A 13605-nucleotide genomic window follows, 5' to 3' on the forward strand; every position below is an offset into this window, starting at 1 on the left:
AAAAGGCAGCGGATAGTACGCAGAGTCATTGCCAGTTTCCTGACCGTGTGAACAAATTCATACACACGCTCTCGAAGATTGGGTTAATCGGTGCGAATACAACAACGACAAGCTGACAGGCAAAAGGTTATCGGGGACAACATGGACCTATCTTCATATCTGGAACCCAGGAGCGACGAACCTCCTAGCGGAGAAAATCTGGAATATGATCCGTCATTTACCGATCTTGAGATCGCGGCACAGCCTGGTGAAGAACGTCAGATGGGTGACGAAGTTGTCGCCGCTGAAGAGCAGGACTGGGGTGATGTTGAAGCCAAGTCACTTGCCGTCATGGACAAAAGCCATGATTTGCGCGCCGCGATTTATTTGGCTGAAGCCGTTCTTCACACCAAGGGATTGCCCGCTTTTGCATCTTCGCTGGGTTATGTGAAATCCCTGCTCGAAGATTTTTGGGAAACCTGCCATCCTGAACTGGACGAAGACGATGGTGATGCGACCATGCGGATCAATGCTGTGCGCGGGTTGGCCTCGTCGGATCGCATGGTGCGGGCGCTGCGCCGAACTGGCCTGACAGACAGTCGCATGTTTGGCCAAATGACTCTGCGCCATCTGGACGTGGCAGAAGGCCGGATCAACATGCCACCGGACCTGGAAGATATTCCTGACGCAAGCAGTGTCGCGGCCGCCTTCAAAGATACCGATGAAGAGGTTTTGTCGGCCAATGCCGATGCGATTGCCTCTGCGCTGGAAGATGTGTCTGGGATCGATGCAATCTTTACCGACAAGACGCCAGGGGAAGGACCTGATCTTGAACCGCTGACCGCAGCCCTAAAAAGCATCAAACAGGCGCTTGCCCGCTATGCTGATATCGGTGAAGAGGCGGCTGAAGAATTGAACGAAGATGCAGTGCCCGTCCGAACGGCGGCGGCTGCGCCCTCAGGCGGAGGGGCGATTAACTCCCCCGAGGATGTCACAATGATGCTGGACCGCATCATGGATTATTATGCACGTTGCGAGCCTTCCAGCCCGCTGCCCATTTTGCTGGAGCGCTCTAAGCGCCTTGTTAATGCCGACTTTCTGACAATTATCGAAGATATGGCGAAGGAAGGTTTGGATGAGGTGCGGCAAATCGGTGGTCTCAAGCAAGACGAAGATGATGGATATTGATCCGTTCCGGCTGCCCGGAATACCGGATCAAGACGATAAACTTATGGATGAATCGAGGAGCATCAGATGGCTGACAGTTCACAAAAATTCATAGCCCGGAATAGGGCTCCGAGAGTTCAGATCGAATATGATGTTGAGCTGTACGGTGCGGAAAAAAAGGTTCAACTGCCCTTCGTTATGGGTGTGATGAGCGATCTAGCGGGTAAATCCGAGGTTGAGCAACCGGCCGTTGCTGACCGCAAATTTCTTGAGATCGACGTCGACAATTTTGATGATCGGATGAAATCAATGGCCCCGCGCGCGGCCTTCACGGTACCGAACACCCTGACAGGCGAAGGCAATCTGGCCGTCGATATTACCTTTGAAAGCATGGATGATTTCAGCCCAGCAGCGATTGCGGCAAAGGTAGAACCGCTCAAGGAACTGCTGGATGCCCGTACTCAATTGTCAAACCTAATGACGTATATGGACGGTAAAACCGGGGCAGAGGATCTAATCGCAAAAATCATGCAGGACCCGTCCTTGTTGAAGACACTGGCAGCCCAGCCCAAGCCGGGCGGCGAAGCTGCTGAGGAGGAATAAAGATGGCCGAAGAAGCCAAGGTAGAAGCCGCTGAAGGCGCAACAGCTTTTGGATCTTCAGAATTCGAAGAACTGCTGCAGAAAGAATTTCGCCCGAAATCCGATCAGGCCAAAACTGCCGTGGAAAGCGCGGTCAAAACGCTGGCCGAACAGGCGCTGGCGAACACCGGTCTGATCTCGGACGACGCGCTGCGTTCGATCGAAGGCATCATTGCGGAGATTGACAAGAAGCTGACGGAACAAGTCAATCTGATCCTGCATCATGCAGACTTCCAGCAGATGGAAAGCGCGTGGCGCGGTCTGCATTATTTGGTGAACAACACCGAAACCGACGAGATGTTGAAAATCCGTGTGATGAACATCTCGAAGAAAGACATGCACAAGACCCTGCGCAAATTCAAAGGCACCGCGTGGGACCAATCGCCGATCTTCAAGAAGCTCTATGAAGAAGAATTCGGTCAGTTTGGTGGTGAACCTTACGGCTCGCTCGTTGCAGACTATCATTTCGACCACAGCCCGCAGGATATCGAGCTGTTGGGTGAGATGTCTAAGATTGCCGCCGCCGCGCACGCACCTCTGATCACTGGCGCCAAGCCCAGCCTGTTCCAGATGGACAGCTGGTCGGAGCTTGCCAACCCGCGTGACCTGACCAAGATTTTCCAGACCCCGGAATATGCTGCATGGCGGTCTCTGCGTGAAAGCGAAGATTCTAAATATGTCGGTTTGGCGATGCCCCGTTTCCTGGGTCGTTTGCCCTACGGTTCGAAAACCGAACCAGTCGAGGAGTTCGCTTTTGAAGAAGACACCACCGGTGCCAATAGCGATAGCTATAGCTGGGTTAACGCAGCCTATGGCATGGCAGTGAACATCAACCGGTCCTTCAAGGAATATGGCTGGTGCTCACGTATTCGCGGCGTGGAAAGCGGCGGTACCGTCGAAGGTCTGCCCGCGCATACATTCCCGACCGATGACGGTGGAGTGGACATGAAGTGCCCGACCGAAATTGCAATCTCGGATCGCCGTGAGGCAGAGCTGGCTAAAAACGGCATGATGCCTCTGATCCACCGCAAGAACAGCGATTCTGCGACCTTCATTGGCGCGCAATCATTGCACAAGCCTGCGGAATATGACGATCCGGACGCAACTGCGAATGCCAATCTGGCCGCACGTCTGCCCTATCTTTTCGCTACCTGCCGCTTTGCGCACTATCTCAAGTGCATGGTTCGCGACAAAGTCGGTTCGTTCAAAAGCCGTCAGGATATGGAATCCTGGTTGCAGGACTGGATCAACCAGTATGTCGACTTTAACGCCGACATTTCGGCCGAAGCTGAGAAAGCACGCAAGCCATTGGCATCGGCTGAGGTTGTGGTTGAAGACGTAGAAGGGAACCCGGGCTACTACACGTCCAAGTTCTTCCTCCGTCCGCACTATCAATTGGAAGGCCTGTCAGTCTCGTTGCGTCTCGTTTCGAAACTTCCGTCAGAAAGAGCGGGATAAATCGAAAAAAATGGTGGCGAGTGAAGTGTTTCACTGCCGCCCGAATCACAGTTTCGTATACCGATGACACAAACCTTAGAGGAAGACCAAAATGGAAAACGTATTTGTAAAGATTGACGGAATCCCGGGTGAGGCGCGTGAGAAAGCGCACAAGGAGTGGATCGCATGTAAGTCATTTGCATGGGAAGTCGCCCGCACCCTGGACATGTCGGATCTGGGCACCACACAACGTGGATATGCCAACGCAAACTTCGGCAAGATCAGCATGTCAACAGAGCTGAGCAAAGCATCGCCGAAGCTGATGACCTATGTCGCGTCGGGTAAGGCGACAAAGGAAATGGTGATGCACCTGTGCCGGTCAGGAGATGACGAAAAGAAGGGCATGGAGCCTTATCTGATCATCACCCTTCGGCATGCGATCATCGACAGCTATTCTGTTGACGGTGGCGAAGACTCGATCCCGTCGGAAACCTGGACCATCGCATATCGCGGCATTCAGATTCAGTATAAAGAGGCTGACTTTGAAACCGGCAAGCTTGGCAGCCCCAAAGAGTTCCTGTGGAACCTGGAAACCGGCGACGTCAGCTAAATCGCTTACACGTTATGGTCCCGGCGGCGCAGGCTGCCGGGGCCTTTGCACTCACACCATCCTGACTGCGCGAGGATCACATGACGCCGGAAGAGCATCTCAAATCAGGCGATCTGGCGGCCACGTTGGCCACGCTGCAAGACAAAATCCGGGCAAATCCCGCAGACGCCAAGCTGCGGATTTTTCTGTTTCAATTGCTTTGTGTCATGGGCGACTGGAAACGCGCGATTACGCAGTTGAAGCTGAGCGCGGAAATGGATGAATCGGCCACGATGATGGCCAAGACCTACCGTGAAGCGATCATCTGTGAGGTCTACCGCGAAAAGGTATTTGCGGGTGAAAAAACCCCGATGATTTTCGGTGAGCCCGAGGAATGGCTGGCTCATCTGATCGAAGCCCAAAAACTGACCGCAGGTGGTCATTTTGATCAGGCTGCCGAGCTGCGCGCCCGCGCCTTTGACGCCGCTCCGATGACGTCAGGCACCGTGAACGGTGAGGCGTTTGAATGGATTGCCGATGCGGATATGCGACTGGGACCAGTCCTAGAAGTCATCGTAAACGGTCGATATTTCTGGTTGCCTTTCGCGCAGATCGTGCGCCTTGAAATCGAGGCACCCTCCGATCTGCGTGACGCAGTCTGGACGGCGTGCACGCTGACCGTTGCAAGCGGCGGAGAGGTCGCGGCGCTGATCCCGACACGTTATGCCGCCACCACCGAACAGGGGGACGATGCGGCTCGTCTGGCACGGGCAACGTCTTGGGTCGATGCCGGTTCTGAGACATTCGTCGGCCTTGGCCAGCGTCTGCTGGCCACCAACACGTCGGATGTTGCGTTGTTGGACATTCGCGAACTGGTATTGGACGTGACCGTGGAGGACGGGGAAGCGGAAGGAGATGGCTGAGAAGACACTCGTTGAACGCTTACAGCCTTCGTTGCTTGACAGACTGACCGATGATGCACCGGATCAGATGAAAGAAGGGCGCGATGCGCGTGTTATCGATGTCGGACGCCTTAGAGAGATCATCCAGCGTGACCTGTCCATGTTGCTCAATACCACCGATCAATCAGACCTGATTGATGAAGACGTTTATCCATACGCGGCGAAATCAGTCCTGAACTATGGTATTCGCGAAACCTCTGGTTCATTCTCGACTTTGCGTCAGGCGCAGCGCATCCAGAAATCAATTGCCGCTTCGATCGAGGTCTTTGAGCCCCGGATCATGAAAGGCTCGGTTGCGGTTGATTTGCGCTCGGAAAAACGATCGGGCGAGATGCATGTCGAGTTTGATATTCGTGCCGTTATGTGGGCACAGCCGATGCCGTTGGAGCTCTACCTGCGCAGTCGGGTCGATGTTACGACCGGCGAAGTCGCAATTGAGCGGAGCTAGACGCCATGGATACGCGGCTGCTGAAACACTATGAAACTGAGTTGGCCTTCCTAAGGGAAATGGGCGCCGAATTTGCCAACGCCTATCCAAAGATCGCCTCGCGTCTTGGGATGGAAGGGATTGAGGTTGTTGATCCGTATGTCGAGCGTTTGCTGGAAGGTAACGCCTTTCTGGCCGCTCGGGTGCAGCTGGAACTTGAGATGCAGTTTCCAGCCTTCACCTCAAACCTGCTGGAGATTGTTTACCCGCATTATCTGGCCCCGACACCATCGATGATGATTGCGCAATTGGAGCCGGACGTGGGCAATGCCGCGCTCAAAGAGGGCTACCCAATTGCTCGTGGCACGACTTTGCGCGCCCGGCTGGCAGAAGATGAACAAACCGCGTGCGAGTTTTCGACGTCGTCGAACCTGACTCTATGGCCTATCGAGATATCCGAGGCCGAATACATCGACGGTCGCGGTGAGTTGGTGGCAGCAGGTGTGGCGCGTGATACCGAAGCGCGTGCGGGCATTCGGCTCCGGCTGAACCGCACTGATGGTGAGCCGATGGCGGAACTGGAGATGGACAGCCTTGTGCTGCATCTGGATACGCAAAGCGGTAAAGCCTGGGGGCTGCACGAATTGCTGTCCACTCAATGCGTCGGTCTGACCGGACGGTCCACCGACCGGCGCGCGGATTGGACGACCAGTCTGCCCGATTCAGAAGTGATCCCGAAAGGGTTCGAACGGGATGAGGCCCTGTTGCCGACCCCGCGCCAGTCTTTCGATGGGTATCGTCTGTTGCAAGAATATTTCGCAATGCCGGAACGATTCCTGTTTGTCGAACTGACAGGGCTGAAACCTGCGCTCAAGAAATCGGCGGGCACGGATGTTGATATCTACATCCTGCTGAAGGACGGAATGCGCGATGTGGCCCCCGCGGTGACACCTGCAGCTTTTGCCCTGAACGCAGTACCGGCTGTAAATCTGTTTCACCGCCGCTGCGACCGGGTGCAAATCACGCAGATGGACACCCAGCACCACGTCGTACCAAATCGTACCGCAGGACTGGATTACGAGATATTCTCGGTAGAAAGGGTGACGGGAATCCGGTCGGATGAAGATGGTGACATCCCGTTCCGCCCATTCTACAGCGATACCGACCTGACTGCGGCAGGCGACAATCACTCGGCCTATTATACCGTTAAACGCCGAATGCGGCAGCGGAACGAAAAAGAGCGTCTACGCGGTGTTCGAACCTCGTATCTGGGGTCCGAGGTTTATCTGACCTTGGTGGACCGCGCCGAAGCACCCTATCCCGGATCGTTGGACCAGCTGGCGGTCGAAGCGATGTGTTCCAACCGCGATTTGCCAATGCTGCTGGCCGCTGGTGGGGACGATGTATTTCACCTACCCGATGGTGGGCCAGTCAAGACCGTGCGCACTCCGGTTAGTCCAACGCGCCCACATGCCACTTTGGCGCAAGGCGACGCAGCGTGGAAGTTGATCAGCCATCTGAGCCTCAATTACCTGTCAATCGCCGGAGACGGCAAAGAGGGTGGGGCTGGGGCCCTGCGCGAGCTTTTGGGTATCTACGCGCCTTTGGGCAACCGCGTGACCGAAAAGCAGCTAGAGGGCGTCGTCTCAGTTACCAGCCGTCCCATCGTACGGCGCATGAGCGACGAGGTGCTCAGCACCGCGGTGCGCGGACTGGAAATCACCCTGGGCTTTGATGAGAGCTTTTACGAAGGCACAAGCGTTTACGTATTGGGAGCGGTGCTGGAGCGTTTCTTCCGCAAATACACAACGATTAACAGTTTCACGGAAACGGTGCTGAAAACAGAACGACGAGGAGAGATTGCCAGATGGCGACCGGCAGCCGGCCTGGGCAGGATCATCTGAGCTTGCTTGCCGCGCTAGCGGCCGACCCTGAAAGACATCATGTCTTTCAGGCGCTGAGGGTGATCGAAGCGCATTATTCAGATGCGCCAAGGCTAGGGGAATCGCGCCGTCCGCGCGAGGATCGCGTGCGGTTGGGGCAGGATGTTTCGCTGGCGTTTCCCCCGAATACCCTGACGCATTTCGAACCTGCGACGGAAATTGCGCCGGGTAAACTCAACAACCTGTTCTTTGGCTTCTTTGGGCCACAGGGCCCGCTACCCCTGCACCTGACCGAGTTTGCGCGAGACCGGCAGCGCAACCATCGCGACCCGACCTTTGTCGCTTTTGCCGATATGCTGACTCACCGGTTCATGAGCTTGCTTTACCGGGCCTGGGCTGCGGCGGAACCCGCGCCCAGTTTTGACCGGGGCGATGATCCGTTCGAGCAGCGTGTAGGGGCCTTGGCCGGGTTCAAGGGCGAAAATTATTCAAAGCGAGACGCAATGCCCGACATGCTGCGCCGCTTTTTCGCAGGGCATCTGGGGTCAGGGACCAAGACCGCCGAGGGTCTGATCGCGATTGTGTCTGACTATTTTGGCGCTGAGGTGCACGTTCAACAATTCATCGGATCTTGGCTGGAGCTAGAGCCTGATGACACCTGGCAACTTGGTGGGCCCGCGAGGTTGGGGCAGTCGACCAGCATTGGCAGCAGCGTTTGGTCACGTTCTGCCAAGTTCCGCGTTCGCATCGGGCCTTTGTCGTTTGAGGATTACAAACGCCTTTTGCCGGGTGGCGTGTCGCAGCGTCGACTGGAAGCGATCCTTCGCAACTATGTCGGAGATACGCTGGATTATGAGGTCAATCTGGTGCTGGCGGGTGACGAGGTGCCGCGCGCTTCGTTGGGGGGGACCACGCAGCTGGGACACACAAGTTGGATCAGAACCCGAGATGACCCGGACCTGGATCGTCCGGATGCAGACGATCTGGTTCTTTATCCCCAATACGCAACACAAGAATTCGAGGCCGAAGAACTGGCCCACTCTGAGAGGTAATGAAGATGACGGAAATCAGCCGCGTTTCACTGTTTGGCAAGTTGAACAAGCTGGGCTATCAGGCAATTGAAGGGGCCACCGTGTTTTGCAAGATGCGGGGCAACCCTTATGTCGAGATCCAACACTGGTTGCATCAAATTCTGAACGGCCAGGACAGTGACATTCACCGCATCATCCAGCACTACGATTTAGACCCGGGCAAGATCGCGTCGGAACTGACCCGTAGTCTGGACATGTTGCCGCGCGGGGCATCCTCGATTTCGGATCTGTCCGATCATCTGATGGACGCGATGGAACGGGGCTGGGTTTGGGGCTCGCTGCTTTATTCAGATAGCAAGGTGCGCACCGGATATCTGATTTTGGGTATGTTGAAGACACCCGCCCTGCGCAACATTCTGGCCAGCATGTCACCGGAATTGGCCAAGATAGGTGCCGACGATCTGGCCGAAAACTTTGGAGCAGCGACCGACGGTTCGCCTGAAGACACGCTGGGTGCTCAGGACGGCTCGAATGTTGGCGGTGGTGCAGAGCCCGGCGAGGCCAGCGGTGCAATGGCCCCCGGCGCGATGGGCAAGGGCGAAGCGCTGGAGCAATTTTGCACCGACCTGACTGAACAAGCACGAAATGGTGAGATTGATCCGATTGTGGGGCGTGACGAGGAAATTCGTCAGATCGTCGATGTACTGATGCGCCGTCGCCAGAACAACCCGATCCTGACCGGTGAAGCGGGTGTGGGTAAAACCGCCGTGGTCGAAGGCTTCGCCTTGCGGATCGCACGGGGTGATGTGCCCCCGGCGTTGAAGGATGTGCGCCTGTTGGTGCTGGATGTTGGCCTGCTACAAGCGGGTGCGTCGATGAAGGGTGAGTTTGAAAACCGTCTGCGTCAGGTGATTGACGAAGTGCAGGCCAGCCCAACTCCGATTGTGATGTTCGTGGACGAAACACACACTTTGGTCGGGGCAGGGGGCGCGGCTGGAACCGGTGATGCAGCCAACCTGCTGAAACCAGCTTTGGCACGTGGCACATTGCGCACGATTGGCGCGACGACTTGGGCCGAATACAAGAAATACATCGAGAAAGACCCCGCGCTCACCCGCCGCTTTCAGGTTGTCCATGTCGAAGAGCCGGACATACCGAAAGCGGTTTTGATGATGCGCGGCATCGCTTCAATGCTTGAAAAACACCACCGCGTTCAGGTGTTGGACGAAGGCATCGAGGCGGCGGTAACACTTTCGGCGCGTTATATCCCTGCACGGCAGTTGCCGGATAAATCGGTCAGCCTGCTGGATACCGCCTGCGCGCGTGTCGCCGTATCTCAGCACGCGGTACCTGCTGAGGTCGATGACAGTCAGCGTCGGATAGAAGCATTGAGCACCGAGCTTGAGATCATCGAACGCGATGAGACTGCAGGCTATGATGTCGCCGACCGGCGCGAAGCAGTGAATGCTGCGAAAGAGGCGGAAGAGGCGAGGCTGGAAGAACTCACCGGTCGGTGGGAGGCCGAGAAGAAAGTGGTGGAAGAAATCCTCGATCTGCGAGCCAAGCTACGTGAAGGTGGGCAGGAAGTTGAAGGCACCGGCACAGCTGAGGGTGAAGCCGCGACCGAGGAGGCCCCGGAGGTTGAGGCCCAACCCATTGACCGCGACGCCCTGTTGGCCGAGCTGAAGGCCAAGAACACGGAACTGGAAGAGTTACAGGGCGACAGCCCATTGATCCTGCCCATCGTTGATCATCAGGCTGTTGCCAGTGTGGTCGGTGATTGGACCGGTATCCCGGTTGGTCGTATGGTCAAGGACGAGATCGAAACCATCCTGAACCTTGAAGAACGTCTGGCCCAGCGAGTGATCGGCCAGGATCATGCGATGAAGATGATCGCCAAGCGGGTTCAGACGAGCCGCGCGGGGCTCGACAATCCGAACAAGCCCATTGGTGTATTCATGCTGGCGGGCACCAGTGGCGTTGGTAAAACCGAAACCGCGCTTGCGCTGGCCGAGGTGCTTTACGGCGGCGAACAAAACGTAATCACCATCAACATGTCCGAGTATCAGGAAGCGCACACCGTCAGCAGCCTGAAAGGCGCTCCTCCGGGCTATGTCGGATATGGCGAAGGGGGTGTGCTGACCGAAGCTGTGCGGCGCAAACCCTATTCAGTGGTTCTGCTGGATGAGGTCGAAAAAGCCCATCCGGATGTGCACGAGATCTTTTTCCAGGTCTTCGACAAAGGCGTCATGGAGGATGGCGAGGGTCGCGTGATTGACTTCAAGAACACGCTGATCCTGCTGACATCTAATGTCGGCACAGAGATGATCATGGACATGTGCGCCGACCCGGATCTGATGCCGGATCCTGAAGGAATGGCAAAAGCGCTGCGCGACCCGCTGCTCAAGGTCTTCCCGCCTGCGCTGCTGGGTCGCCTAGTGACGATCCCCTACTACCCGCTGAGCCCCGATATGCTCGGCGAAATCACCAAACTGCAATTGGGACGCATTCAGAAACGCGTTCAGCAGGCGCATGGTGTTCCGTTCGAATACTCAGACGCGGTTGTCGAGGAAATTGTCAACCGGTGTCAGGAGCTGGACAGCGGTGGCCGCATGATCGATGCCATCGTCACCAACACAATGTTGCCGGATATTTCGGCTGAATTCCTAAAAAGAATGATGGAAGGCGAAGAAGTTACGAGTGTGGTGATCAACGTCACAGACGGCGATTTCACTTATGGGTTTGACTAAGGGCGTCGCATCATTGCGGGTCGCAAACCAATTGAATATCGCCAGGAGAGGGAGTCCTTAGATGGCAAAAACTACAGTAACCAAGCACAAGTTCTACGTCGTTGATCTGATCCGGTCGAAGCCAAAGCTTGAATATATCGAAATTCCGAAATACCGGGTCGATGTCGAATTTGAGATTACGAAATCGGGCAAACTGAAAAAACCCGACCCGGTTCCCTCGACCGCGCTGAAACGCCTGGAAGACGCCGGCATGAAAGTGCTGGACAACTACGAAAAGACCATCACTGAAGAAGCCATCAAACTCGACAAGAAGGTCGGTGATTTGATGAAGACGCCTGGGAAAAAATCCCAAGACGAAGCCGAGAAGCTGATTCAGGGCGTCAACCAGTCGATCAAGAATGCCATGGCCTCTGCCGAGGGCGCTGCCAGAGTGGCGATCGAAAAGAAGCTGAAAGACGAGGCCAACAAAGACAAGCTTCTGAAAGAAGCGCGTATCAAGACGACGGTTAAGGTATCCGTCGGTGTCATCAAAATCAGCGGTGCGGTCGCGCGGCTGGTTGCGACGTCAGGTGCGGATGCGATGGCTTACAAGACGATCGCAAAACAGGTTTACTCGCTTGGCAAAGAGCTGCAGCAGCAGCTCAAAGGTGAGGAAAAACTGCGCAAGGACCTGTACAAGGCAATCCAGAACTACATGAAGCTTCGCGAAACCGTCATCATGCAGGCGGCTGAACGCCAAGGTATTACGGATACGTCGGGTATCTCCCCGAAAAAACCCTTGGAGGCGATCAAGAAATTCACCGCCAAAGCTATCGCGATGGGAGAGGAGGTCACAAAAGGCAAAGACCCCAAAACAATCGCAAAAAACATGCTAGATTTCGCGGCGAAAGCCGTCAAAGGCAAGGCTGATGATGCCAAGAAAGCGCGCGAGAAATACCGCGAACATACGACGAAGACCCGTCATAAAGTCGACAGTCTTGGAGGGTCCGCCGACAAGCTCATGAAGGCGGCTAGAGGCTCTAAAACCCTCAAGGAAGGCATCAAGCTGGGCGCGGAATGCATGAACGTTAAGCGTTCAGCAAGCGCGTTGGCCAAGAAACTGGAAGATCGTGAGAACTTCTTGAATGAGATGAATGCACTGATGGAAGGCAATGGCCTGAAAGTGGATGACACGGCGATCATCGACAAGATCAAGGCTCTGGACAAGAAAACAATCGCTTCGGAAGCCAAGGACATGTTCACGAACATCAAGACCGTGAAAAGCATGATCGACAATATCAGCGACGCCGTAGGCTAAGCTGGACCGATAGCGCCGGGCGCGTCATCTCTGCGCCCGGCATAAGCAAGACGACAGGAGGTCAAGTTGGAAACCGGTATCGAGAAGAGCGAAACGCTCCGCGACACCGTGCGTGCGTTTGTCGAGCGCAAGGCGGTAACCAACACCATCCTGGGCGTGATTATCTTTAATGCGATCACTCTTGGGCTGTCGACCTCGCCGTCGATGCAGAACAGCATCGGTCATCTTCTTGTCGTAATCGACAAGATTGTGCTGGGCATTTTCGTGGCCGAGCTTCTGCTGAAATTTTATGCCTACCGTCTGAGCTTTTTCAAAAACGCCTGGAACATTTTTGACCTTGTGGTCGTTACGCTGGGCCTGTTGCCCAATCGCGATGGTTTGTCGGCGCTGCGGGGGCTGCGGGTCATCCGTGCTATGCGTCTGCTTTCGGTCATTCCGCAGATGCGCGCTGTGGTGCAGGCATTACTGGATGCTCTGCCCGGCATGGGCGCCGTGATTATCATGATTTCGATCGTATTTTATGTGTTCGCCGTCATGGCTACATTGATGTACGGCCCGGACTTTCCCGAATGGTTCGGCACGCTGGGGCGGTCGCTGTATTCGCTGTTCCAGATCATGACACTGGAAAGCTGGTCGATGGGTATTGTCCGCCCGGTCATGGAAACGCACCCGACGGCCTGGGTTTTCTTTGTGCCCTTTATCGTCATCACCGCGTTTTCGGTGCTCAACCTCTTCATCGGTCTGCTGGTCAATACCATGCAATCTGCTGTTGAAGATGAAGCAGTTGAGGAATTTTCCGTATTGCGTGACCTTGTGCGTAGTGAAACCGATATCGTCGACGATCATGTCAAGGAACTGCTGGTCGAGGTGAAGGCGCTACGTCGTGAAGTGGCAGAGTTGAAAGGTCAGGCAAATGGTTGACAGTTCACAAAAATTCATTGCACGAAATCGCGCGCCACGAGTCCAGATTGAGTATGACGTCGAACTCTACGGTGCTGAAAAGAAGGTGCAGCTGCCCTTTGTCATGGGTGTGATGAGCGATCTTTCCGGCAAGTCCACTGTTGAAACGCCAAGTGTTACAGATCGCAAGTTCCTTGAGATTGATGTCGATAACTTCGATGACCGAATGAAGGCCATGGCGCCGCGGGTTGAGTTTTCTGTGCCCAATACGCTGACCGGTGAGGGCAATCTGGCGGTCGATCTGACCTTTGAGAAGATGGCAGATTTCAGCCCGGCTCAGATCGCGGCCCGGATCGAACCGCTGCGCAAACTGCTTGAGGCACGGACGCAGCTTTCGACACTGATGGCTTATATGGACGGAAAAACAGGGGCTGAGGCGCTGATTGAGAAAATCCTTGCCGATCCTGCCTTGTTAAGCGCCCTCAGCAGCAGCAAGGTTCCGGACCAGGACCATGAGGCGACACTGGATGCCCTGCGCGCGG

General features: G+C 55.5%; 11 protein-coding genes and 1 pseudogene. All 12 read left to right on the top strand.

All coding sequences use genetic code 11. From position 1 onward, the window contains the following. Positions 1-141: 141 nt before the first annotated feature. Positions 142-1167, top strand: coding sequence for a type VI secretion system protein TssA (tssA, locus tag ACR0B3_RS20395; protein WP_480810644.1), 1026 nt, complete (start codon positions 142-144; stop codon positions 1165-1167). A 66-nt stretch (positions 1168-1233) separates the two neighbouring features. Next, a complete protein-coding gene (gene tssB / locus ACR0B3_RS20400) occupies positions 1234-1749 on the top strand; it encodes a type VI secretion system contractile sheath small subunit (protein WP_170590832.1) in 516 nt (171 codons plus the stop codon). A 2-nt stretch (positions 1750-1751) separates the two neighbouring features. Further along, the gene (gene tssC, locus ACR0B3_RS20405; RefSeq protein ID WP_480810645.1) at positions 1752-3245 is read left to right on the top strand and encodes a type VI secretion system contractile sheath large subunit; all 1494 of its coding nucleotides are present in this window, start codon (positions 1752-1754) and stop codon (positions 3243-3245) included. A gap of 91 nt (positions 3246-3336) precedes the next feature. Next, positions 3337-3834 (top strand): Hcp family type VI secretion system effector, encoded by a 498-nt coding sequence (locus tag ACR0B3_RS20410; RefSeq protein WP_170590837.1) that lies wholly within the window; start codon positions 3337-3339, stop codon positions 3832-3834. A gap of 80 nt (positions 3835-3914) precedes the next feature. Continuing rightward, positions 3915-4736, top strand: a complete 822-nt coding sequence (locus tag ACR0B3_RS20415; protein WP_480810646.1) for a type VI secretion system accessory protein TagJ — start codon at positions 3915-3917, stop codon at positions 4734-4736. Continuing rightward, positions 4729-5223, top strand: a complete 495-nt coding sequence (gene tssE, locus ACR0B3_RS20420) for a type VI secretion system baseplate subunit TssE (protein ID WP_480810647.1) — start codon at positions 4729-4731, stop codon at positions 5221-5223. The genes ACR0B3_RS20415 and tssE overlap by 8 nt, the downstream gene beginning before the upstream one ends. Positions 5224-5228: 5 nt before the next feature. Further along, entirely contained in the window at positions 5229-7106 is a 1878-nt protein-coding gene (gene tssF / locus ACR0B3_RS20425) for a type VI secretion system baseplate subunit TssF (RefSeq protein ID WP_480810648.1), read from the top strand. Continuing rightward, positions 7070-8137 carry a type VI secretion system baseplate subunit TssG gene (gene tssG, locus ACR0B3_RS20430; RefSeq protein WP_480810649.1) on the top strand — a complete coding sequence of 356 codons (1068 nt, stop codon included), beginning with the start codon at positions 7070-7072 and terminating at the stop codon, positions 8135-8137. Before tssF ends, tssG begins: the two co-directional genes overlap by 37 nt. Positions 8138-8142: 5 nt before the next feature. After that, positions 8143-10866, top strand: coding sequence for a type VI secretion system ATPase TssH (tssH, locus tag ACR0B3_RS20435; RefSeq protein WP_480810650.1), 2724 nt, complete (start codon positions 8143-8145; stop codon positions 10864-10866). 61 nt (positions 10867-10927) lie between these two features. Next, positions 10928-12163 (top strand): hypothetical protein, encoded by a 1236-nt coding sequence (locus ACR0B3_RS20440; RefSeq protein ID WP_480810651.1) that lies wholly within the window; start codon positions 10928-10930, stop codon positions 12161-12163. 66 nt (positions 12164-12229) lie between these two features. Next, on the top strand, positions 12230-13084 hold the full coding sequence (locus tag ACR0B3_RS20445) for an ion transporter (protein WP_480810652.1): 855 nt from the start codon (positions 12230-12232) through the stop codon (positions 13082-13084). Beyond that, positions 13077-13574, top strand: a pseudogene (gene tssB / locus ACR0B3_RS20450) (type VI secretion system contractile sheath small subunit); the annotation flags it as partial. The gene ACR0B3_RS20445 and the pseudogene tssB (ACR0B3_RS20450), both read left to right, overlap by 8 nt. Between the last annotated feature and the right edge of the window lie 31 nt (positions 13575-13605).

The sequence above is a fragment of the Ruegeria sp. CE9 genome, assembly GCF_056537425.1.